We start from the raw sequence: 21,854 nt of genomic DNA, 5'->3' as shown, positions 1-21,854 counted from the left end.
GAACCGTCTTCATGCCGAGTTCGCGCGCTGCACGAATGATGCGCACGGCGATCTCGCCACGGTTCGCGACGAACAGCGTGTGGATGCCTTGTTGCATGTCAGTCCTCAATCCGTGGAAATGATCGCGAGCACGGCGTCGGAATCCACCGCTTCGGCGTCGGCCGTCATGAACGATGTAAGGATCCCGTCGACGCCCGCAAAGACTTCGTTGAACTGCTTCATCAGTTCGATATTGCCGATCACAGTGTCGGCGCTTACGCGCTCGCCTTCAGCGACAAACGGCGGTTCGCCCGGCGCCGGGCTTCGATAGAACGTCCCGGGTATTGCGCTCTTGACGTCAACGGCTGGCATGCATGTTCTCCTGTGGTTTAAGCACCGACGGTATCGACTTCGATGAGCGACTGAATGCTGCACAGCTTGTCCAGGCGGCGCCGTCCTTCGTTCGCTTGCGCCATCGAGGTTCAGCTTTGCGCGGAAAATATCACGACGCTCGGGCGCGCCCAGCTGGAAGACGTGATCGGCGAGATGCGCGCTAACGTCACCGCCAATGACCCCGCGGCCTACGTCGATGCGCCGACCGTTTTTATTCGATCGTGATGGCCCTCGCCGATAACCGCACGCTTCAGGTAACGCACGCGAGTCTGATGGGTCCGGTACGCCGCTTGCGTCGAATCGCGATGGCGCGTGGCGGCCGGATGCGGGAACAATTACGCGGCGCGTGCGAAGCGGCGACGGCGGTATTGAAGGAAACTGATGGCTGAGCTTCTCCTAACGCCTGGGATAAACACGTGACTTCAAACGCCTCGGCAAAGCTTTGTCAGGTTGACGGTAAGGCGGCGATAGAAGAAGTGATGAAGAAAACGAATCGCTTTATCACTGCCACCGCTTCCCTACCGTCATCATCAGCTGCGCAGTTCGTTGGTATTTCCGGATCAGCCTGAGCCTCCGAGAGGTCGAGGAGTTGTTGCTCGAGCGCAGTGTCGTGGTCACGTACGAAACGATCCGTTGCTGGTGCGACAAGTTCGGCGCTGGATTCGCCCATTGCGCGAAAGCGGCGCGACGCAAGCCGGGCAGCACGTGGCATCTGGACGAGATGGTCGTGACGCCGCGCGGCGAGCCTTATCTGTTGTGACGAGCGGTGACGACCATGATGCTGAACTCGACGTGCTGGTGCAAAAGCGGTGCGACAAGGCCGCGGCAAAGCGCTTCTTCCGGAGGGTGCTGCGTTCAAACCCGGTGCCGCGCAAGATCGTTACCGACCAGCTGCGTAGCTATCCAGCGGCGAAGGATGACATTCCCGAGCTCGCTCATGTGAAGCACGTTTTCGTCAAAGCGGCTGCACACGTTAACAACCGTGCCGAAAACAGCCACTAGCCGACCCGCAGGCGCGAACGCCAGATGTGGCGGAAAGATCAACCCATTCCAATGTCCGCGACAGCATTCGTTCCGCACGCGCAGCACATCACATCGAGCGGACAGTGGAGGTGCTTCAGGACCCGGGCGATGCCCGGAGCAAGCGCCTTTCACGGTGTTTGCGTATTCTTCATCGGCCAGCCAAAGCATATTTGTCAGCCTTGAATACTTCCTCTGCCGCCTTAGTGTGACAGATAAGAACCAATAAACCTCCCCGCCGCAAGCACTAAGGATTACCCACATCTCTTGATTTGATTCCGACGTAGGCTATTCGCTTTGCCGGAAGATGCGATACATGACCGTGCTCTCGTGCAGTGCGAGAAAGCCGCGCCACATGACGGTTGGTCCCGGAGGAAGGTCGTGCTTGCGATTGAGATAACCACCGAGCTTTGCAACCCAGAGTACCACCTGCGCGAGCGTCGGCGGTTCGGTCGGCGCTTGCGTTGTGCCGTGTATCCGGCAATACAGCGCGCGCCATTCGACTGGCTGCAGCAGCACCTCGCAGGACAGGTCACCATCAAAGCGCCAACAGCGTCGCGTACATGATGCGCCAGCTGATGACAGCAAACAATGCCGTGGCGCGCACGAAGCGATCCAGATGGCCGAATTGTCGTGCCTCGATCTGACACCCGCTCTTCAGGATGCGATGCCACGATTCAATCGTCCAACGGCGGGCATACCACGCCAAACGTTCGAGTGCGTCATCGCAGGTCAGTGTCGGCACCGAACTCAGCAACATCCATTCGATCGGCTCGATGCCCTCGGGGGGCTGGGTCTCCAGCGCGTGGATCACGAACACCTCGGCATCAGGCAACTTATCGCGCTGAGGGCTGCGCGGTGGACGCAACCGGAGGGCCTTGCAACGCACCGTCAATTGCGCAGTGCGTGTCGGTGTCTTTCCATTCCGGGTCGGCACCAGCAGATCCGTTTCGCCCACAGCAGGCTCTGCCGCAACGGCGTCACACAGATATGCCTGCGGATGCGCGACGCGGCGGCTCCAGGCTGCACGTACCAGCCAGTCAACGCCCGCTGGCCGAGAGGCGATGAACACATCGTAGACATCGCCGTCGCGGTCAGAGATGCCGATGATGTGGGTGTCGGGGCAGCGCGTTTTCACCGACGCCAGATGCTCGAGGCCTTCGAGCCACTTGACGCTTTCCTTCTCCTCGATAGGCCGTTTCCTTCGTTGCTTCGATTTGCCGGATTCTTCGGGTGCACGAATCCACGTCTTCATCCCCAGCACCCCGAGCGGCAGGCCCTCAGGTGTCACGGCCAGCAAGCTGTGCAGCCTGAATCCGTGCACATTACTGCTCGTGCCGTGGCCCAGTCCCTGCGTCGCCGGCAGATGCATGAGGTTGAATTCGGTCGTATCCTGGGGCGCCAGGACGACCGGGACCTGCTGCATGCGCTTCAGCGTCTGCCCAATGTGGTTGGCCAATACGCCGTCGGTGTCGATCCGTTGATTGTCGAAGAAACGATAGGCGGCCTTCAGTTGTGCCCCGTCCAGCGACTGTGGAAACGAACACTGCGGGCTCTACGCCAGCCGTCGCGCGAGCGCCACGAGGCGCTGCGTCAGGCGGGCGTCTCCCAGCGCCGCCGTGCCGAATTCTTCGCTGGCCCAGTCATCGAAATCACCCGTTGCAGACAATGCGTTCACTCCGGTCCATGAACGCGCTCAAGTTAACATCGGTCAGCGCAGTTTACAAGCGGTGATCGGGATGTGGGTAATCCTTAGCGCAAGCAGCGGGGTTGCTGCTCAGAGATTCGTACGCTTCGCGCCTCGGCTCTGTGCTCCGCAGTGCCCTGACGGACACGGCAAAGATCGCTTACGCCGCAAGCAGCGGGGAATTCGACCCGAAAAGATTGAAATTTTCATCTTCACGGAAACGTCTGCGCGACGCAGCGATCACGCAGGAAATGAACCGCGCTGAATGCAGTCAATGCAGAAGTTTTCCTGTTCTGCGCTAACGGATTCCCGTCGATCTCGACACGCAGTTCGCCGAATACGCCACGTGCCCAAATGGTATGGGTATTTGTTGTCGCAGTTGGATCGGCAATCAACTGCACGCGTGTACGCTCAAAGCCAACGCCCGCCAGCGCTACCGCTGCGGCAACATTTGCATTCTTCGGGTAGAGCCGTGCGGCGGTGCCGGCCGGGCCGTCGAAGATGACCGTCGCTGCGCGAATGCCATCGAGCACGCCAGCCGCGTCAGCAGGCGTGTCACGCCAGCCATCAGTTGGCTTGCGGCCGGTATAGCGGACCTCGTCGAGTCCGCCGACCGCCGCAGCCGATAGCGCGTCGAGTCCGCCCACCGCTCCTGACAACAGTGCCACACGCACACCACCGGACGCTGTAGCGTCATTCAGCGCCTCGCGAAGCGCATCGTCCGCGAGCGCCCCGACGGACGCAATCGCACAGTCAACCCCGCGGCGCAGAAGCGGAATCACGTGATCGCTGATTGCACGATGACCCGCGCATTCGAGCGCGAATTGCGGCCTCCGTGGCAGTCCATCCACCGTGCTCGCCACTGCCACCGAGGCACCGACCCGGCGCCGCACCGCTTCAACGCTCCGCGGTGAGGTGACGATCTGGTCGATCACGATGGCGGAACCTCCGGCGAGCGTATCGAATACCGTTGACCCAATTGCCCCGAAGCCGATCAATGTAACGCGCGCACGGCTATCCCCGCCAAGGGCGCCCGCAGAAGGTTGAATATCCATTGAACGCTCGTCAGAAGAAGTGATGCATGCCGATGCGCAACGCCGTCTGGTTGGCGCTGGAGGACGGTACGAGTAGCGGAATGGCCGCATTGCCCGCGCCATTTGCATGTTGCCACGCGACTTGCGCATAGATCGTTGTCCGAACCGAAAGATGGTACATATCGCCGACACCTGCCTCTGCATACCGTGTGTCGGTCAACCATGACAGATACCCACCGACGTTGACGGTGTTCGCCACAGTGGTATGGAAATCAGCTCCGGCCTCGACCGTGCGCATGCGCCCCGAAGCGGTGTCCGTTCCGAGGTTAACCTGGGTCAGCATGCCATGCAGATCCACCTTCCGGCCGATCGAATACAGCGCGGACAGGCCGCTGATCCGCTGCGTTCGAGCGGTAAACACCGCACCTCCCGCCAACGACCGTCCAAGGAAACTCGAATAGCCGAGCTTCGACCCAACGTCGATCGCATGATTACGCCAACTGCTGTACACCGCGGACGCGCGGAACGGTCCATTCTTGTAGGAAAGATCGGCGCTGAATACATGGCCTGGCTGAGTTGTGGTGTCGTCCAGGCCGTAGATTGCGCTGGCCGTGACGCCACCGATTTCCGGTGTCGAATATCGCAGGGAATTGTTGATCGAATCGCCCATGATCCCGATGTTGTCGAGATTGGCCGGGTGGAACAGATAGAACGTGTACTGGATACTCCCGTTCGAATTGAGCCGTAGTGCCTCCGTTGTCAGATCAAGCTGACGACCCATCGTGAACGTACCGAACTTCGGTGAAGATAATCCTACCCAGGCGAAATGGCTGAACGCCTCATTCGCGATCGTCGCGGCTCCGGTATTGGAAAGAAACCCGTTCTGCAATGCGAACACTGCTTTCAGATGGTCCCCGAGATCCTCGCTGCCGCGCAAGCCGAAGAAATCGGGTACTGCAACCGGACCCGCCAGCGCCGTGCCGCTGCCTTTGGCATTCGTATTGTAGGTGACCCCCTCGTCGAGGCTGCCATACAGAGTGACGCTACTCTGTGCGTGAGCGCTGGATGTCAGCCACGCAACCGCAACGGTCAGGATTATTTTCCGTTTCATTATTAGTTATCCTATTTATTTAATATACGGCTAAAAATGGGCCGGCTCCCCGAACGTGCCGGCCAGCGCCATCGCCCGAACCTTTAGTCCACCTTCAGTCTCAGCCCTCGCGCCTCCAGCAGCGGCAAGACGTTCTGCGCGAAGAATTCCAGTTCCGGAGCGTAGTCGTAGAAGCCGATCTGCACGCCGTCGATGCCGGCCTCATGTAATTTCTGCAGGGCATCGGCGACGTCGTTCGGATCGCCGACAATCTGGATGTGGCCGCCGAGAATCCGGTCCGCCGGCACATGCTCCTTCCAGCCCTGCGCGTCGCCGCCCGAATGACGCGCGGTGTACGCACGGATCGACTCGTAGTCAGCCTGCGCCACGATCGCGTCTCGATAGGCTAGCGCCTCCTCTCGTGTCGGTCTGCAGATAACAAGTGGGAAAATGACCACTTTCGGCGAGCGCCCGGTGCCCGTATCCGGTGCTCGAATGAGTTTCACATGCTCCGGCAGTGCCTCGATCGCGCGCTCGAATACTGCGCCCGCAGGGCTCGATGTAAATATGATGTCCGAATGGCGGGCGGCGTACTCGAAGCCGGCCTGCGACGCACTCGCCGACACCAAGATCGGGCGCCCGTAGCGTGGCCTCGGCGATACGTATGCGTTTTCCAACTGATAGAAGCGGCCTTCATGGGTCAGGTTATCGCTACCCTCCCACAACGCCTCCATGACCGAGGCGAACTCGTCCGCACGCTCATAGCGCTCGTCGTGCGCGATCCGGTGCATTCCGAACATCAGCGGCTCGGCCGCGTCATAGCCCGTCACGATGTTCAGGCCGAACTTGCCACCCGAAATGTGATCGGCCGTCGCGGCAAAGCGAGCCAGGTGTAACGGATGCCAGTTACCGTACAGAATGTGGACGGTCGAGATCGTGATGAGGCGCGTGGTGACCGCGCTCAGAGCGACGGTTGACATGAACGGATCGAGGAAGTTTTCCCGGTAGTGTGTGGCGCCGCCAAAGCCGCCCTTCGGTACCCATTGCTGCAGACCGAATACGAATTCGAATCCGTGTGACTCTGCACGCAACGCCAGCGTGCGGTTGTAATCGAACGTCCAGTCGGTGCCGCGCGGATAGGTGGACTGCGAAAAGCCGCCGGTCTGCGTCGGCAGGAACAGGCCGAGCATCAGCGGCTGGCGGCCGGCCTTAGACAGCGGACTGTCCGGAAAATCTAGTGGGCCGCATAACGCCGGCGTGCGGGTTGCTATTTCTGTTGCTGGTTCTGTTGACATGACTCGTGCACCACAGGAGGAATAGAGGTTGGTAGATGGCGTTCAGTCGGGTAGCCCGCGGCCGCGCGTTTCCGGCAGGAATAGCATCGCGATGATCCCTATCAGGTAAATCGGGGCGAACCAGATGGCAACCTTGCCGAAGCCACCGAGCGCAGCGGCGAGTGTGCCGGCCGTGATGGCACCTGCCATCGCCAGATAGCGCGCGCCGGAAAACACGATGCTTATCGCAGTGGCGCGGATTCGCGTCGGGAACAGCTCTGGCGTGTGGATCGCGTACCAGCTGTACAGGCCACCGGTGAAGAAGCCCGCGACCAGTTGCGCAAGCGTCACGGCCTGTGCGGAACCGAGGCCGGCAAACACAATCGGCACGATTAGCAGAGAGCCGAACAGATAGACAATTGTTGTCGAGCGACGTCCCCAGATCTCGGCGAGGAAGCCCATCGCGATGCAGCCGACGATCTCGCCGAGGTTATACAATGCGCCCGCCCATCCTGCCAGCGAGGCCGCGGTACGCGGATCGTGCGCGAGGCTACCGACGAAGGTCGGCAGAAAGGAGGTCACCGCCCACCAGCCGCCGGTGATCGATATGGACACCGCGAGCGCGGCGATCAAATTCTTGCGCACGGCAGGCGTGGCAAAGAGCGCGAAGGGCTTCGCGTTGTGCTGAGCTTTCGTCCATCGCGTCGACTCGGGTATGTGCCGATACACGGCGACGATAATGACGAGCGGCACAACACCGAACAGGTACATCCAGCGCCACGATAGCCCGAACGTCGAGCCGATCACCACCCACAATCCCGACACCAGCAGCCCGCCAACCGAGAAACCGGCTTGCAGCAGTCCGGCTCCGCGCGTGCGCCACTTCTCCGGCCACACCTCCTGCAGCAGCGACGTGCCGACACCCCACTCCGCGCCGATGCCGATGCCTGTAACGAAGCGCGCGAGCGCGAGCCACTCCCATGACGAGGCCAATGCGGATGCCGTGGTCGCGACGCTGTACAGCGCGACGCCCAAAATCATCGTCCTGCGACGTCCGATCCGGTCGCCCATCACGCCGCCGAGCACGCCGCCTGTGGCCCAGCCCGCCAGCGTGATCGTCACGAGGTAGCCAAGATATCTCGCGAACGCATGCCCGAGCTCAGGGCGCAGCAGTTCTGCCAAAGTAGGGCGCCCGGTCACGAGCAGCACGAACGTGTCGTAACCGTCCGCGACCCAGAACGTCGTGACGATTGCCAGTACGCCCCATGCCTCACCTGTAATCGAGGCCTGTGATGATGGGGGAACTTTCTGAACGGACTGGTTCGCGTACATATTTTTATATGGATTACTAATCTGTTAATGGAATTTTAATTCCGAAAGTCACCGGCCCGGACCGATAACACGCGAAATACCTGCCCTAGAACGCCATCAGGTTGTCGCGGAACTGTTCGTGCTCGTACCGCGTGCGCACGACACCAAGGCGTTGCAATTCGGGCACGAGGCCGTCGGTAATTTCCGCGATATACCGGCGCGTGAGATCCGGGTCCATCAGAAGGAAACCATCTCCACCGACCTCGTCGATGATTTCGGACAACCTTGCGGCGACGTCTGGAGCAGTGCCGACCAGGTTGACGTCCGACAACATCTTGCCGCTGCCGCTGATTTCGCGCAGCGTACGGCCCGTGTACTGCGCAACCAGCGTCTGGTGGCCGTTCGACTTCAGCTCCGGTAGCGGCTCGTCGAGGTCGAACTGCGAAAAGTCGATACCGCTCGTGCGCGAGAGCGACGCCAGATGTGCATCCAGATGCCGCTCGGCGTCCTCGAGTTGTGCGCGACGGCGCATCTCGGCGTTCTCGCGCGACTCGTCGACAATGGGCGTAATCAGGAACAACACCTTGATGCTGTCCGGGTCGCGCCCCGCCTCGCGTGCCTTCGCCCGGATGTCCTCCCGGAATGCCTTCATTGAGGCAACGCTGCGCGCGGTTCCAATCACTGTCTCGGCCCATCGCGCCGCAAACTGGCGACCTCGCGGGGAACCGCCCGCCTGGCAGATCACCGGCCGTCCCTGTGGGGAGCGCGGCGCGCCAAGGGGTCCGCGTGAACGAAAATATTTGCCCTCGAAGTGGACGGGGCGGACTTTCGACGGATCCGCGAAAATCTCGTTCTGCTGGTCCATCACAACCGCGTCCGCGTCCCACGATTCCCACAGCTTAATGACGAGATCGACGTATTCATCGGCAATCTCATAGCGCTGATCGTGTGGATACTGGCGGTCCAGTCCGAAGTTCTGCGCGCCGCCATCGTTGCTGCCCGTCACCAGGTTCCAGCCGGCGCGGCCATGACTCACGTGATCGAGTGTGTTGGTCAGCCGGGCGAGCTGGAACGGGTGGTACTCGGTCGTCGAGAGCGTCGTCACGACCCCGAGCCGGCGCGTCGCCTGAATCAGGAACGACGCAAGCACCGCAGGATCGAGCTTCGGCGAATCAACTGCATAACGCAGATAGGTCTCGTGCGAGTTCTGGTACGTGTAAGGGATGTTCGACGAATCCTCAATCATCACGTAGTCGAACGCGGCCCGCTCCACCGCACGCGAGAGATCGACGAACAGTTCAGGCGAGGTCCACCCTTTCGGGTTCGGGCCGCCCCAAGGCAGTCGCCAGGCTTTCGGGCCGTAGCCTCTGGAGATAAACCATGCGAGGTGAAATGGTTTGCGTGCCATGATTGTTTCAGCTCAGTTCAGATCGGATTGTCATGATGCGGGCGGCTCAGGCGTGCGCCTGCACTGAGGCCGAGATTGGGCCGCCACGCCGGACCGTGTTGTAGATCACACAGCCGCTGGTGAAGTGGTCGATCAGTTGCTGTGCCTCAGCCTGCGTGACGCCGTACACCGCGACATCGATATGCACGCGCTCGAAACGGGTCCGGTCCTCCGGATCGCGCACGGAGTCGACGACCGCCTTCGCATGCCGGACGCTCAGCTTCAGTTCGGCCGCCGCCTTCTCGACACTGCCCAGCGCGCAAACCCCCAACGCGGAAAGCAGCAATTCAGACGGCTCCAATGCGACCGTGTCACCATCGCGCGCCGACGGAGAATCCGACGCGAAAATGTTGCTGCGACTGTCCACCAGATAGCGTCCCGTGACGCCGATGGTCGTTGCGGTTGCGCTGCGTTGCTCGCTCATGGGTAACGTCCGTTCAGATCAAAGAGGGTCTTAAGTGGCTGAATTAGATACCGGCGCCCTCTTTTGTTCCAGTAACATATTAAGATATGTTTATCTCATATAAATATGTTCAACACGTACGATGACGCCCACAATCGCATCACTGAATCAACCCGGACGCTGGAACACGAATAGACTTCCAGCCTGGAGAATTCACGGGGTAAGCCTCGAGGCCGTCTGGCTGGACCTTGGCTCGACCGCGTCGTTCGGCAACAGCAACGGACTGAGTGAATGACGAAACAAGAAAGAGCGCAGCAAGATCTGGATTCCGACACGGGGCAACTGGCGGAGGCGGACTGGCTCGCCCGATATGTTCAAACCGACGGGGGCCGAAACCTGGTCAACAGCATCCGGGATTTGATTCAGTCCGGACGGCTGCAATCCGGCGCGCGCCTGCCAACAGTGCGCGTGCTCGGCACGCTGCTCGGCGTTAGCCCGGCGACGGTCGCCGGCGCTTGGTCACGGCTGCGCGAACTCGGACTGATCGAAACGCGGCGCCGCGGCGGAACGATCGTGACGGACATCGGCGCACGGGTCGCCGTCCGATCGGCTTCGCAGGACGAACAATCGTGGGATCTGGCCCAAGGTCTTATTGATTACTCGCTGCTCCCCGAGCTCGGGCAGGCGCTGCTGGCCGGACTGCAGGAGTCGTCGGTGCATCGCGCGTCCAAGGAGCACGCGATCCCGAGCCTGGTCGCCGCCCTGGTGCCGACATGGCCATTCCAGCCGGAAGCATGGAGCACGGCGGGCAGCGGCACAGAAGGCACGCTACTCGCGATCCAGGCGGCGGCCGGCGAGCGGGGCCTGGTCGCCATCGAGTCGCCGACCAGCCCTCGTCTCCTCGACATCTGCACGACCCTCGAACTCGAACTGATCGCGGTTGAGTGCGATGAAAGCGGTCCCACCCCCGCGTCGTTACGCGAGGCCCTGATGCGGCATCCAGTGGCATTCGTGTACCAGCCGCGCGCCCAAGTGCCCCTCGGGCATGCGGTCGATGCGGCGCGCCTCTCTGAACTGGCTCATGAACTAGAACGCAGCCCCGACACCCAGATCGTGGAAGACGACTTCATCGGTCCACTCTCTCAGGTGAGCGCACCAAGCATGGGTGCGCTGCTCCCCAGCCGGACACTGCTGGTACGCGGATATTGCAATACGTACGGAATCGACCTGCGCACCTGCGTGATCGGCGGCTCGTCGAGACTCATGGACAAGGCCCGCCGTCTGCGCAGCTTCGGTGCGGCGATGAACAGTAGGATTCTTCAAGGCGCGCTCGCCTGGCTGCTGCGCGACGAACGGACCCATGCTGCAGTTGCGAGCGCCCGGCAACGGTATGCTAGCCGCCGCGAAAACTTTCTTCGGTTACTGCGGGTTCGAGGACTGAGCGCTCAAGGTAACGACGGCCTGAACCTGTGGATATCCGTACCTCATGAGGAAACGGCGATCGTATCGTTGGCCGCACACGGCATATCGGCCGGCAGTGGCAGTCGATGTCATGTCGGCCAAAAGACCGGGGAATTCCTCCGGGTGTCCACCGCTCGTTTGCCCGACGATATCGTAGCCCTCGAACACATCGCCGATCTATTTGAAGAGGTACTGGGTCGGCCGACGGCTGGAACCATCAGCGGTTAAGCGCGCATATACCCGGCTGCCGCTCGATACTGCTGCCTCTGTCCCGTCCGTCCCCACGAGCCTTTACCTGTGTCCGGCCTGTATCTCCGTATGCTAGCCAGGCTCGCGAAACGATTCGACAAAATCCAGATTACGCTCCCGTCTACCCGAGATGTACGTCGAACTCCACTACCCTATCCGCAATCACCACGAGGAATGAGTCGCGGCGGACCGTAGTCCGCCCGTTGCAGCCCATCAGACAAGATCCGCATAGACATGGGCCAATCACAAATAGGTGGTCCACGTCGCCCCACCGCCAATGCTTCGGGCATGTACCTTCGCAAACGATTAGGTGGTTTTGCTGGATAATCCATCCAGAACGAGGCCGCTTATTCCAAGCCAGATGCCGCGTAGACTTGAATTTCCCTAACATAGAGGAAATTCCCATAGCAGACCATTCCATCAAAGGCAAGGTTGTCCTCATCGCGGGTGGCGCAAAGAACCTGGGCGGCCTGATAGCCCGCGATCTCGCTGCCCAGGGAGCCAAGGCTATTGCGATTCACTACAACAGTGCTGGCAGCCAGGCACAAGCCGATGCCACGGTCGACGCAATCAGATCTGTAGGTGTTGAGGCAGTGGCCTTTCAGGGCAATCTGACCGGCGCCAGCGCAGTCGAGAAGTTGTTTGCCGATGTCGTAGCCGCGCTCGGCAAGCCTGACATCGCCATCAACACCATAGGCAAGGTTCTGAAGAAGCCATTCGTGGAGATCAGCGAGGCCGAGTATGACGAGATGACCGCGGTCAATTCGAAGGCTGCGTTCTTCTTTCTCAAGGAAGCCGGCAAGCACGTCAACGACAACGGCAAGATCGTCACGCTTGTCACTTCTCTTCTGGGCGCCTTCACTCCATTTTATGCCGCATACGCTGGCACCAAGGCGCCCGCCGAACATTTCACGCGCGCTGCAGCCAAGGAATATGGCGCACGCGGAATTTCGGTAACGGCTGTGGGCCCGGGTCCGATGGATACACCGTTTTTCTACCTCGCGGAAGGGGAAGACGCGGTGGCGTACCATAAGACCGCTGCGGCGCTGTCGTCGTTCTCTAAAACTGGCCTGACTGATATCAATGACGTGGTACCTTTCATCCGTCATCTGGTAAGCGACGGATGGTGGATCAGTGGCCAGACCATCCTGATCAATGGGGGTTATACGACAAAGTGACGGTGCCTTCGACGGCCGGTAGAATGCTCCCGCCCGTTTTATCGAGGCATCCAGCGATGCCGGCCGGGGCCTGGCTGATTCACGCCCTATCAGACGTGTTGGTTAAGGGAAAGGGATAAGGTCGAAAGCGGCGTATCAAGGTAAAACTGTTAAATGGACAAACTTGATCAATACCGCGTCTTCATCCAAGTGGCTGATATGGGTAGCTTCATCAAAGCCGCACACGCTCTGGAATTGCCGCGCGCATCAGTGTCAGCCGCGGTCCAGCAATTGGAGGCAAGCGTCGGCATCCGGCTATTGCATCGGACCACGCGCCAGGTCCAGCTAACCTCGGATGGCGCTCAATTGTTAGAGCGGGTCCGGGTGCTGTAGGCCGACGTAGAGGAGATCGATCAGTTATTTCAGGTCAGGCAACGGCAAGTTTCCGGACAATTAAAAGTTGACATGCCAAGTCGTATTGCTCGCCGTCTTGTCGCGCCGGCGGTGCCGGGATTGCTCCGCAGTCATCCCGCGTTGCGGCTGACGTTGAGCTCGACCGATCGTGCGGTCGATTTGGTACAGGAGGGCGTCGACCGTACCGTCCGCGTCGGCAGCCTGAACGACAGCAATCTGTTGGCGCAACCGCTGGGCCGCATTGCTATGATTAACTGCGCAAGTCCTGGCTATCTGCGCGAACATGGTGTCCCTGAACACCCCGATGATCTGGCCGACCGGCATTTGTGCATCGGATATGCCTCTCCCACGACGGGTCGCGAATTGCAATGGGAGTACCTGTTCGCGAACCGGGTGCACTATATACCGGTAACGAGCCGGGTGATCGTGAACAATGCGGAGAACTATATTTCCTGCTGCTGCGCGGGGGATCGGACTCATTCAAATTCCGCGTTTCGACGTGCAGCACCTGCTGAACTCCGGCGCATTGGTGGAGGTAATGCCAGCCTTCAGGACAGCGCCAATGGATGTATCGGCGATCTACCCACATCGCAGGCAACGGTCGCGTCGGCTCGTCGCTTTCATCGAATGGTTCAAAGCCTTGATGCAACCGCACTTCGAGTCGTGATCAAGCAATTCGCGATGGCCGGGCTATATTTCCCGTCGATCACCTGTGGCGCGACAGTCGGCTGAGCGCCCGGCGCGACCCAGCCCGCTTCGATAACCGAAAGCAAGTCCGCCGTATCCGAAACCGCCGCGGCACCCGAGTTGCACTTCGACAGGAAAAGCCCGTTAAAACCGCTTAGCCCAGGCGGACACTCGCCGCCTTTACGCGAGCGATCGGGCGATTGCGGCAAGGTCATAAAAACTCACGGCCGTATAGCCGGAAAATATATGACAGTTGATAGGCCACGCTCGCAACTACAAAAACCTCGTGGTAACGCCTGTTTCTGGTCTTGATCGCCAATGCACATCCCAAGATGTAGACTGCGGCCCGTATCGGATATTCGAAACCGAGGTGCAAGTAATACTGGCGCCCCTTCAGGAACGTGTCTTCCAGGTCCAGTGCGAAAATCACAATGAGAAGCCCAAAAAACCAGCGTCGCCTCGAATAGAAATAGTCCTCGTACCCGGTGTAGTCGGCAAGCGCATCCGGATACAAAACCGAACACATCATATAGATCAGCACTGCGTATGATATTGTAAAAAGATAGATCGTGAAGTTCCAGTCCTTGAGTTCGCGCAACCAGAACTCCCACCACCAGAAATGCAGCACGTACAGGAACATGAAGACGACCCAGCCGAGATGAACCCAGTAGATCTGCTCTTTCTTCGGGTGTTGAATGAGATAAGCGGAACCGCGCAGGAGATGGGTCAGTCCCAGACTGATCACCACCCCAACGATGATTCGAACATGAGCGTAGAGGTCCATATAGTCTGCTTTGAATTGTCAGGGCATCTCTTCGGGACCGTTCAACACCGCAGTGAGGCCAGCCCCCGGGTATTGGGTACTCGTCGTTCATGATCGGCGGCGACTACGCGAAAGGCTTCTGTTTGTCGCGGGTCGAGATTCATCGATATGTTGCGCCTCTCCCGTCGGTGTCATGAGAGGCGCCATCAGCGGCGGCGACAACGGTGCGCTACTCGCGATCCAGCCGTCGTCCATTACCCGGCAGGCCTCCGTCACAAAAGCCGATCTGTCCGAAGCGATGGACCTTTCGGGCTCCGACGATCTCTTCCGGCCGTTACGTCTGCCGGCCGCTCATGGCTCGATCGTCCTGTGAACGCCATTCACGGCGCGAACGGACCATGTTGCCAAATGCGCGGCGTGCAACCTTCCACCACGCGAACGGCCGCGGGTCGGCCAGCATGCTCAGCGCCCGTGCGTAATCGAGCGTCAAGCCGGGCGTCCAGGCCATCGTCAAAGCGCGCTTCCTGATTTGCGCGGCCACCCACAATTCCGGCGTGACAAGAACCCGCACGAAGGCGGCCCATCCCGCCCGTTCACCCTGAAGACGGCCCACCGCGCCGTCGACCGCTGCCTCCAATGCATAGGCCACGCTGCTGGAACAGTTCCGATGGGTCAGGTTGTAGATCTTCTCCTCTCGGTACTGCTCCCAGAACGCCTGCAGCTTGGCGGGATCGTAGTTTCGGATCCGAACGCGTACCGTCGATGGGCACCAGGCCTTAGCCTCAGTCGCATAGTCCGGCTGGAACACCCCAGGGATATCGTTCTCGGGGGTTGCTCGAAGGATGCGGCCGAACTCCTCGGGTGAGCGGTCAATTTCCGCGCCCGGATAGAGGCTGACATAAATCCCTTCCGGTGACTCGAGCGCAGCATGTCCGGTCGAGATGACCCCGTTCACATCCACTGCCGCGATATACCGGTCAACAATTGGATAGTGCTGAGCTTCTGCCTTCGACGACCCAGTCGGCGTCCACACGTGTACTGTGAGCGCGCGTTCGTCGTCTGCTGGTGGTCCATCCCATTCAGACTGGGTGAAAACCGGCGTGGTCAAAGGCGCTGTTTCCGGCTCGATGGCGAGGTTTCTCGCGGTGGCGAAAGCCGGATTGCGGGTCAGGCGCTTCACGCGAGTCGCAAGCGTCAGCATGTTCAGGCCACCGAAGAAGAGAAACAAGCCCAGGCAGTAAGGTAACGTGCCGACGTAGTGTGTCGGATAGGGCTGATAGAAAAACACGGCAATCGCAATTTCGATGATGCCCCAGGTCAGCGCGACCCTCCAGCGCTTATAGCGGACCATATAAGCCGTCAGGCACTGCAACAAGCCATCGACCAGGAACAAGGTGCCGAAAATCATCGACAAAATGAAGTTGCCGTGATGATGGCCGGCGAGGATCAGAATCGCTGCGAGCACGACCGCTATGCCTTTCACATAGCGAAGGATTCGCTGGCCGCCTACGCCGGTCGACGCCACCGCCAGCGTGGCAAGTCCCTCGGCGAGGAATAGATAGGCAAAGAATGTAATGGGGAAGTAGATCGCGTTATCGAGTGCGTCGACAAAAATAATAATCCCGGCCACCAGCCAGATGATTCCAATGGCCAGCAGGCCACGCCAACGCGTGCGCAGATAATCGACACCCAACAGTAGCAACACAAGTCGGACCATGACTTCCTCACTCAATAAGATGTGGCCGCACCGCATTCGCCTCTCGCCCGATATCCACTCAGGCGCATGCAGTCTTCATGCAGTTGTCGGTGACGATCGATGTGCGACTCACGACCTTAATCCCGCCGCCTTCGCCGGCCCCGGCAACGGTGGAACATACGCGGAAGACGAGCAAGTGACACATGCTATCCCTGTTCCATTCGGTGATCTCGTACCGGAAGTAAAACGAACTACGCATCCGGAAATACTAAGCAACTCGTCGCGTTTGCAATAGACTTTTCGATATTCTATCGTTATACCAGCCGCTCAACCCCATGAGGCTATCGGGATTATTGTGCGCTGGCTTGTCACGCAGTTTTAATTTTTTGCAGACCGGGAGCAGACGTGGTCATGCATTCAAATGCGGTATCTGACTGGAGCATGCGTGTCGCAACGTGAATAGTCCACAACAGGATCGTCAAAGGCTACCTGTCGTGCCAGATGGCTTTTATGATGGGCGGCCTCAAATGTGAAGTGCAACACCTGTCTCGTATAAGGTGTCGCAATGTCCGAAAAAACTTCTTACCAACAACTGCAGCCCGAAGAAAGTCTAACCATTGCAAGCTTGCATCTGCAGGGTTCAAGTATGCGAGCCATGGCTCGCATACTTGGGCGCTCACCGGGAACTATCAGCCGCGAGTTAATGCGAAACGGCTCTCCTGTTGGCTACGCATCGATGCCCGCTGCAGCGCTTTGCTGCGCACGCCGCAGCGCGTCGCGTCGTCCCGCCAAGCTCTGCCCGCAAAGCGTCTGCTGGCGCATCATTCTCACCCTGCTTGAGTGGAAATGGTCGCCCCAACAGATATCGGGCACACTGAAGCGCATGTATCCAACCGATTCGACCCAGCAAGTCTCGCACGAAACCATCTACACGGCTATCTATGCTCAGCCGCGCGGCGAACTGCGCCGCCAACTCATTGCCTGCCTGCGCCACGGCCACAGCACGCGCATGCCACGCACGCGGGGCACAGACCGGCGCGGACAGATTCCCGACATGGTCAGTATCCACGTTCGACCGCCCGAAATTGAAGACCGACTGTTGCCAGGTCACTGGGAAGGCGACTTCATCAAGGGGGCGAACAACCAATCCTCTGTCGGCGTTCTGGTCGAGCGCACCAGCCGCCTGGTGCTGCTTGCCAAGATGGAGGACGCCACTGCCGCGTCAGCGCTAGCGGGCTTCTCCGCCAAACTCAATTCGATTGTGGCGCCCTTACGGCAAAGCTTTACTTACGACCAAGGCAAAGAAATGTCGCGCCATCAAGAGCTTGCCGCCGCGACCGGCGTGAAGGTGTACTTCTGCGACCCGCACAGTCCATGGCAACGCGGTACCTGCGAAAACACTAACGGGTTGCTGCGCCAGTATTTGCCTAAAGGCACCGACCTATCGGTCTACAGTCAGGATGAACTCGACGCGATCGCCGACAGCCTGAACAGCCCCCGCGCGCCACTCACGCGTTCCATTCGCCATTCGAGGTCTTCGCTGCAACCCTTGCTTCAGCAAGCCAATCTCCAAGCGCTAAACACTAAACTCCCCGTTGCACTTCACCCTTGAAACCGCCCTTCTGCACCCTTAGCGCGACACAACCGGTAGCACCCGCATGTCGTCGATGGGCTAGCACGACCATCGGAGGGCGGTAATACTCGCAAGTGAGTGGCACCGCATGCCACGCGCGAAGAGTTGGACGCCGTCAAGTCCAAGGCAGACAACCGGGTGTCAATTACCTAACCGCTACGGATGGCGTCCTTTGAAGTGTCGCCCGTCCGGTGGCCGCCTGTGCCCTACTCCATGGTGGGTGTCGATCCCGTGATGTGCTCGGCACGCAGAAAATCGAAGTCGACCCCCTTGTCCGCTTGCGTGACCGTCTCCAAAAAAAGCTTGCGATAGCCGCGTCCCGCCGTCGGCACCTGGACGGGTTCATCGCGTGCGCGCTGTGCAAGTTCTTCATTCGATACAAGCAGCGATATCTCGCGGTTTGAGACACTCAGGCGAATCTGATCACCGTTATGCACGTGCGCCAGCGGTCCGCCAATGGCCGCCTCTGGCGTCACATGCAATACGATCGTTCCGAACGCAGTGCCGCTCATGCGGCCGTCCGAGATACGCACAATGTCCTTCACACCGGCCTTTGCCAGCTTCTTCGGAATTGGAATGTAGCCAGCTTCAGGCATGCCTGGCGCCCCCTTCGGCCCGATATTTTTCAGCACCAGAATGTCGTCCGCGGCAACGTCCAGATCATCCGAATCGATGCGCTGCGCCATATCGTCCGCATTTTCGAACACCACTGCGCGGCCAACGTGCTCCATCAACTCAGGATTGGCTGCCGACTGCTTGATAATTGCGCCGCCGGGTGCCAGGTTGCCCTCGAGCACGGCAATACCGCCCTGCGGGTAAATAGGCCGGTCACGTGTCTTTACAACGTCTTGCGCAAAACCCGCGCCGCTGAGTTCAATTTCTTCGCCAAGCGTGCGGCCCGTGACGGTCAGTGCATCGAGCTTGAGCAGCGGCTTGAGTTCGCGCAACAACGTGGCCATACCGCCCGCGTGATGAAAGTCTTCCATGTAGTGCTGCCCTGACGGCTTCAGGTCGACCAGCACCGGCGTGTCGCGCCCCATCCGGTCGAGCGCCTTCAGATCGACTTCGAGCCCGCAGCGTCCGGCGATCGCCGTCAGGTGAATGATGCCGTTGGTCGAACCGCCGATCGCCAGCAGCACGCGCATGGCGTTGTGGAACGCGTCGGGCGTAAGGATCTTGTCGATCGTGAGCCGCTCGCGCGCCATCTTCACAGCCTGAACGCCGCTCTGTTCCGCCACGCGCATGCGGTCGGCCGTGACCGCGGGCGGCGTCGCGCCGCCGGGAACGGTCATGCCCAATGCCTCGGCAATACACGCCATCGTGCTCGCGGTGCCCATCACCGAGCAGGTTCCCACGCTCGCCACGAGTTGATTGTTGACGTCCGAAATTTCCTGTTCGTCGATCTCTTCCGCACGAAATTTGCCCCAGTAGCGGCGGCAATCGGTACACGCACCCACGCGTTCCGACCGATGCGAACCCGTGAGCATCGATCCCGTAATCAACTGAATGGCCGGAAGACCCGCCGACGCCGCGCCCATCAATTGCGCTGGAACCGTCTTGTCGCAGCCGCCGATCATGACGACGGCGTCCATGGGTTGAGCCCGCAGCATTTCCTCGGTGTCCATCGACATCAGGTTGCGAAGGTACATGCTCGTCGGCGACGAAAAACTTTCGTGAATGCTGATGGTAGGGAAATCCATCGGCAGGCCGCCGGCGAGCATCACGCCGCGCTTGACGGCCTCGATCAGTTGCGGCGCATTCCCGTGGCACGGATTGTAGGCACTGCCCGTGTTCACGATGCCGACCACCGGGCGATCGAGCGCACTGTCGGTGTAGCCCGCGCCCTTGATGAACGCCTTGCGAAGGAAGAGCGAGAAGCCGCTGTCGCCATAGCTGGTCAGGCCTTTGCGAAGACCCGTGGAAGATTTATCGGACATGGTTTTTTAGTGGTTGGCAAAGCCGTAAAGCTTGTGCGCGTTAGTGGTGAGAATTGCCGTGCGCACGGCGGGATCGGGTGCCCATAACGCCAGCGTGTCGAGCAGCTGGGCGACGGTTGGCATGGTGGTCCAGGTCGCGACATGCGGCCAGTCGGAGCCCCATACGCAACGTTCAGGCGCGGCTTCAATCAGCGCCTGTGCATAGCCAATTGTGTCGCGATAAGGCGGTTCGGCGGCGCTCATCCTGTATGCGCCCGACACCTTCACCCATGCGCCGTCGCGAACCATCGCAAGCAAGTCGCGAAAGCCTGCCGAATCGACGCCTGCGGACGCGGGCATATGTCCCATGTGGTCGATAACAATCGTGGAGCGAAGCTTCCTGAACTGCGGCGCGAGCGCAGGCAGTTCGCGTGCGTCCAGAAGGAATTGCGTGTGCCAGCCCCAGTCGCGTGCGAGCGCATCGTATTCCGCAAGCTGAGCGAGGCTGACGCCACCGCCTCCGTACAGCACGTTTAAACGCAAGCCAACGGCGCCCGCATCTTTCATCGACTGATAGTGTGCGTCTGGCAGTCCGAGCGCCGGTACGACGACGCCGCGCAACCGTGCACGATGCGCGCGCAATGTATCGAGCATCAGCGTGTTGTCTTGCCCATGCACGCTCACCTGAATCAGCACGCCGTACTGCGAGCCGACATCATCGAGCATCTTGAGATAGGCGTCAGGCGTCGAGGGCGGTGGCGTGTATGCGCGATCGGGCATCCACGGATAGCGTGGCGGCTCACCGATGACATGCGCGTGGGCATCGACTGCGCCGGCTGGCATTGCGAACGCTGATGGTTTCGTCTGCACCGGAGCAGGTCCCGGACAGAGCGGTGCCATGTCCGGCCCGGAGACGGAACCAGTGTCAGAAAATGAGTCAGTCATTGAAGGTGTCCAATTGAATGCCGCGCGTCTCGGGAAGCATCGCCGCACTCAGCAAGAGTAGCGTGTAAGCCACCACGGCGAAAATGGCGATGGCAGTAGCGAGTCCAAAGCGCACCGAGAACGCACCGACCAGCGCGGGAAAGAGCGCACCCATGCCACGGCCGAAGTTGTAGCAGAAACCCTGTCCGGAACCGCGCAACCGCGTTGGATAAAGTTCGGAAAGAAACGATCCCACCCCGGCAAGATAACCGCTGGAGAAAAAACCGAGCGGAAAACCCAGCCAGCGAATTGCTTCGTTGCTAATCCTGAATTGCGTGTAGGCAAGTACCACGATGATCGCCGCAATCGAAAACGACACGAAGAGTTTCTTGCGGCCGAAGCGGTCCGACATCCAGGCGCCGAACAGATAACCCAGGAAGCTTCCGGTAATCAGGAAGCCCAGATATCCGGTCGAGTTGACGACAGTGAGATGCCGCTCGGTCTTGAGGAAAGTCGGGATCCAGGTAGAGATGGCGTAGTAGCCCCCCTGACAGCCCATCATGAAAATCGAGCCGAGAATGGTCGTCTTCAGTGTGCCGGGCCGGAAGATTTCCCACAGCGATGGCGCGTCGCCATTGATCTCACGCTGCTTGCGGGCTTGCTCCGCGATCTCAGGCTCGCGGACATGGCGCCGTGCATAGACCAGCAGCAACGCCGGAAGAACGCCGAATGCGAACATGGCACGCCACGCGGTTTCCGGCTGAAAAACCGAGAACATCACCGCCTGCAGCAGGACCGCGCCGCCCCACCCAACTGCCCACGCGGACTGAACCACGCCCACTGCGCGACCTCGGAACGCGGGCCGGATCGTTTCGGCAATCAGCACCGCGCCGGCTGCCCACTCGCCACCAAAGCCGAAACCCAGAATCGCGCGGGCAATCATCAACTGATCGAAATTGCGCACGAATGCACACGCGATACTGAAAATGCAGAACCAGGCGACCGTGATCTGCAAGGTTTTCACACGCCCGATCCGGTCTGCCAGATATCCTGCAAGCCACCCGCCTATGGCCGAGGTCAACAACGTGCCGGTGACCGCAAGGCCGGCCACTCCCGTGTCGACTTTCCATAATGTCATGATGGTGCCGATCACGAGCGGATAAATCATGAAGTCAAGCGCGTCGAGCCCCCAGCCAGTGAAGCACGTCCAGAAGGTGCGCCGTTCCTGCGTGGTCAGTTCCTTGTAGAACGCAGTAAGACTCGTGTCAGTGGGTGTGTCAGGCGCCAGTCGTGTTTCGCTCATGCTATTTTTCCGC

The 21,854-nt window shown here is 60.0% G+C and carries 20 protein-coding genes and 4 pseudogenes; 8 read left to right on the top strand and 16 right to left on the bottom strand.

Going from position 1 to position 21,854, the window contains the following annotated elements; translation table 11 throughout:
• Both HB376_RS36615 and HB376_RS36610 read right to left on the bottom strand, forming a co-directional pair.
• Positions 1-97, bottom strand: a 97-nt coding sequence (locus HB376_RS36615) for a biotin carboxylase N-terminal domain-containing protein (RefSeq protein WP_213768577.1), incomplete at its 3' end; no start/stop codon positions are given.
• A gap of 8 nt (positions 98-105) precedes the next feature.
• Positions 106-351 carry an acetyl-CoA carboxylase gene (locus HB376_RS36610; protein WP_213768573.1) on the bottom strand — a complete coding sequence of 82 codons (246 nt, stop codon included), beginning with the start codon at positions 349-351 and terminating at the stop codon, positions 106-108.
• 54 nt (positions 352-405) lie between these two features.
• Between HB376_RS36610 and HB376_RS41490 the strand changes: the two genes are divergently transcribed.
• The 3 genes and pseudogenes from HB376_RS41490 to HB376_RS36600 form a co-directional block, all read left to right on the top strand.
• Entirely contained in the window at positions 406-597 is a 192-nt protein-coding gene (locus HB376_RS41490; RefSeq protein ID WP_255631778.1) for a hypothetical protein, read from the top strand.
• Positions 597-761 carry a hypothetical protein gene (locus HB376_RS41485; RefSeq protein WP_255631777.1) on the top strand — a complete coding sequence of 55 codons (165 nt, stop codon included), beginning with the start codon at positions 597-599 and terminating at the stop codon, positions 759-761. The genes HB376_RS41490 and HB376_RS41485 overlap by 1 nt, the downstream gene beginning before the upstream one ends.
• A 137-nt stretch (positions 762-898) precedes the next feature.
• A pseudogene (locus HB376_RS36600) lies at positions 899-1,371 on the top strand (IS6 family transposase); the annotation flags it as partial.
• Positions 1,372-1,680: 309 nt separating this feature from the next.
• On the opposite strand, the gene HB376_RS41480 reads toward HB376_RS36600, so the two are convergent.
• The 9 genes and pseudogenes from HB376_RS41480 to HB376_RS36565 form a co-directional block, all read right to left on the bottom strand.
• The gene (locus HB376_RS41480) at positions 1,681-1,911 is read right to left on the bottom strand and encodes an IS4 family transposase (protein ID WP_346730651.1); all 231 of its coding nucleotides are present in this window, start codon (positions 1,909-1,911) and stop codon (positions 1,681-1,683) included.
• 19 nt (positions 1,912-1,930) lie between these two features.
• Complete coding sequence (locus tag HB376_RS36595) at positions 1,931-2,851, bottom strand: IS4 family transposase (protein WP_255631780.1); 921 nt, start codon at positions 2,849-2,851, stop codon at positions 1,931-1,933.
• A 75-nt stretch (positions 2,852-2,926) separates the two neighbouring features.
• Positions 2,927-3,070: pseudogene (locus HB376_RS41475) on the bottom strand (transposase DNA-binding-containing protein); the annotation flags it as partial.
• 221 nt (positions 3,071-3,291) lie between these two features.
• Positions 3,292-4,134, bottom strand: coding sequence for an aspartate dehydrogenase (locus HB376_RS36590; protein WP_213768572.1), 843 nt, complete (start codon positions 4,132-4,134; stop codon positions 3,292-3,294).
• 10 nt (positions 4,135-4,144) lie between these two features.
• Positions 4,145-5,224 carry a porin gene (locus HB376_RS36585; RefSeq protein WP_213768571.1) on the bottom strand — a complete coding sequence of 360 codons (1,080 nt, stop codon included), beginning with the start codon at positions 5,222-5,224 and terminating at the stop codon, positions 4,145-4,147.
• An 83-nt stretch (positions 5,225-5,307) separates the two neighbouring features.
• Positions 5,308-6,498 carry an LLM class flavin-dependent oxidoreductase gene (locus HB376_RS36580; protein ID WP_213768570.1) on the bottom strand — a complete coding sequence of 397 codons (1,191 nt, stop codon included), beginning with the start codon at positions 6,496-6,498 and terminating at the stop codon, positions 5,308-5,310.
• Between the two features lie 42 nt (positions 6,499-6,540).
• Positions 6,541-7,809, bottom strand: a complete 1,269-nt coding sequence (locus HB376_RS36575) for an MFS transporter (protein WP_213768569.1) — start codon at positions 7,807-7,809, stop codon at positions 6,541-6,543.
• Positions 7,810-7,894: 85 nt separating this feature from the next.
• Entirely contained in the window at positions 7,895-9,196 is a 1,302-nt protein-coding gene (locus HB376_RS36570) for an NtaA/DmoA family FMN-dependent monooxygenase (protein ID WP_213768568.1), read from the bottom strand.
• A 46-nt stretch (positions 9,197-9,242) separates the two neighbouring features.
• Positions 9,243-9,659, bottom strand: coding sequence for an OsmC family protein (locus HB376_RS36565; RefSeq protein ID WP_213768567.1), 417 nt, complete (start codon positions 9,657-9,659; stop codon positions 9,243-9,245).
• A gap of 270 nt (positions 9,660-9,929) precedes the next feature.
• On the opposite strand from HB376_RS36565, the gene HB376_RS36560 reads away from it, so the two are divergent.
• The 3 genes and pseudogenes from HB376_RS36560 (at position 9,930) to HB376_RS36550 (ending at position 13,586) form a co-directional block, all read left to right on the top strand.
• On the top strand, positions 9,930-11,327 hold the full coding sequence (locus tag HB376_RS36560; protein ID WP_213768566.1) for an aminotransferase class I/II-fold pyridoxal phosphate-dependent enzyme: 1,398 nt from the start codon (positions 9,930-9,932) through the stop codon (positions 11,325-11,327).
• A gap of 425 nt (positions 11,328-11,752) precedes the next feature.
• Complete coding sequence (locus HB376_RS36555) at positions 11,753-12,526, top strand: SDR family oxidoreductase (protein ID WP_213768576.1); 774 nt, start codon at positions 11,753-11,755, stop codon at positions 12,524-12,526.
• A gap of 153 nt (positions 12,527-12,679) precedes the next feature.
• Positions 12,680-13,586, top strand: a pseudogene (locus HB376_RS36550) (LysR family transcriptional regulator).
• A 231-nt stretch (positions 13,587-13,817) separates the two neighbouring features.
• Here the strand turns inward: HB376_RS36550 and HB376_RS36545 are convergent.
• Positions 13,818-14,390 carry a hypothetical protein gene (locus HB376_RS36545; RefSeq protein WP_213768565.1) on the bottom strand — a complete coding sequence of 191 codons (573 nt, stop codon included), beginning with the start codon at positions 14,388-14,390 and terminating at the stop codon, positions 13,818-13,820.
• 172 nt (positions 14,391-14,562) lie between these two features.
• Between HB376_RS36545 and HB376_RS36540 the strand changes: the two genes are divergently transcribed.
• Positions 14,563-14,742 (top strand): hypothetical protein, encoded by a 180-nt coding sequence (locus HB376_RS36540; protein WP_213768564.1) that lies wholly within the window; start codon positions 14,563-14,565, stop codon positions 14,740-14,742.
• On the opposite strand, the gene HB376_RS36535 is transcribed toward HB376_RS36540, so the two are convergent.
• A complete protein-coding gene (locus tag HB376_RS36535; protein ID WP_213768563.1) occupies positions 14,704-16,086 on the bottom strand; it encodes a DUF308 domain-containing protein in 1,383 nt (460 codons plus the stop codon). The genes HB376_RS36540 and HB376_RS36535 overlap by 39 nt on opposite strands.
• Before the next feature lie 544 nt (positions 16,087-16,630).
• On the opposite strand from HB376_RS36535, the pseudogene HB376_RS36530 reads away from it, so the two are divergent.
• Positions 16,631-17,652 (top strand): annotated as a pseudogene (locus tag HB376_RS36530) (IS30 family transposase).
• Between the two features lie 252 nt (positions 17,653-17,904).
• Here HB376_RS36530 and HB376_RS36525 read toward each other — a convergent pair.
• The 3 genes from HB376_RS36525 to HB376_RS36515 are packed head-to-tail and all read right to left on the bottom strand — an operon-like array spanning position 17,905 to position 21,841.
• Positions 17,905-19,635, bottom strand: coding sequence for an IlvD/Edd family dehydratase (locus tag HB376_RS36525; RefSeq protein WP_213768562.1), 1,731 nt, complete (start codon positions 19,633-19,635; stop codon positions 17,905-17,907).
• A gap of 6 nt (positions 19,636-19,641) precedes the next feature.
• On the bottom strand, positions 19,642-20,559 hold the full coding sequence (locus HB376_RS36520) for an amidohydrolase family protein (protein WP_255631776.1): 918 nt from the start codon (positions 20,557-20,559) through the stop codon (positions 19,642-19,644).
• Entirely contained in the window at positions 20,552-21,841 is a 1,290-nt protein-coding gene (locus HB376_RS36515; RefSeq protein ID WP_213768561.1) for an MFS transporter, read from the bottom strand. The genes HB376_RS36520 and HB376_RS36515 overlap by 8 nt, the downstream gene beginning before the upstream one ends.
• Positions 21,842-21,854: the final 13 nt, after the last annotated feature.

Origin of the sequence: Caballeronia sp. dw_19 (assembly GCF_018449515.1) — a bacterium.
In the GTDB taxonomy this organism is placed as follows: domain Bacteria; phylum Pseudomonadota; class Gammaproteobacteria; order Burkholderiales; family Burkholderiaceae; genus Caballeronia.
Note: the sequence above shows the minus strand (reverse complement) of the source record. Positions and strands in the feature narration are given on the sequence as shown.

Bases quoted from the DNA above. Each gene is read 5' to 3' on its own strand.
- HB376_RS36610 (WP_213768573.1), bottom strand. From the start codon at position 351: ATGCCAGCCGTTGACGTCAAGAGCGCAATACCCGGGACGTTCTATCGA.
- HB376_RS41490 (WP_255631778.1), top strand. From the start codon at position 406: ATGCTGCACAGCTTGTCCAGGCGGCGCCGTCCTTCGTTCGCTTGCGCC.
- HB376_RS41485 (WP_255631777.1), top strand. From the start codon at position 597: ATGGCCCTCGCCGATAACCGCACGCTTCAGGTAACGCACGCGAGTCTG.
- HB376_RS36590 (WP_213768572.1), bottom strand. From the start codon at position 4,134: ATGGATATTCAACCTTCTGCGGGCGCCCTTGGCGGGGATAGCCGTGCG.
- HB376_RS36585 (WP_213768571.1), bottom strand. From the start codon at position 5,224: ATGAAACGGAAAATAATCCTGACCGTTGCGGTTGCGTGGCTGACATCC.
- HB376_RS36580 (WP_213768570.1), bottom strand. From the start codon at position 6,498: ATGTCAACAGAACCAGCAACAGAAATAGCAACCCGCACGCCGGCGTTA.
- HB376_RS36575 (WP_213768569.1), bottom strand. From the start codon at position 7,809: ATGTACGCGAACCAGTCCGTTCAGAAAGTTCCCCCATCATCACAGGCC.
- HB376_RS36570 (WP_213768568.1), bottom strand. From the start codon at position 9,196: ATGGCACGCAAACCATTTCACCTCGCATGGTTTATCTCCAGAGGCTAC.
- HB376_RS36565 (WP_213768567.1), bottom strand. From the start codon at position 9,659: ATGAGCGAGCAACGCAGCGCAACCGCAACGACCATCGGCGTCACGGGA.
- HB376_RS36560 (WP_213768566.1), top strand. From the start codon at position 9,930: ATGACGAAACAAGAAAGAGCGCAGCAAGATCTGGATTCCGACACGGGG.
- HB376_RS36545 (WP_213768565.1), bottom strand. From the start codon at position 14,390: ATGGACCTCTACGCTCATGTTCGAATCATCGTTGGGGTGGTGATCAGT.
- HB376_RS36540 (WP_213768564.1), top strand. From the start codon at position 14,563: ATGAGAGGCGCCATCAGCGGCGGCGACAACGGTGCGCTACTCGCGATC.
- HB376_RS36535 (WP_213768563.1), bottom strand. From the start codon at position 16,086: ATGGTCCGACTTGTGTTGCTACTGTTGGGTGTCGATTATCTGCGCACG.
- HB376_RS36525 (WP_213768562.1), bottom strand. From the start codon at position 19,635: ATGTCCGATAAATCTTCCACGGGTCTTCGCAAAGGCCTGACCAGCTAT.
- HB376_RS36520 (WP_255631776.1), bottom strand. From the start codon at position 20,559: ATGACTGACTCATTTTCTGACACTGGTTCCGTCTCCGGGCCGGACATG.
- HB376_RS36515 (WP_213768561.1), bottom strand. From the start codon at position 21,841: ATGAGCGAAACACGACTGGCGCCTGACACACCCACTGACACGAGTCTT.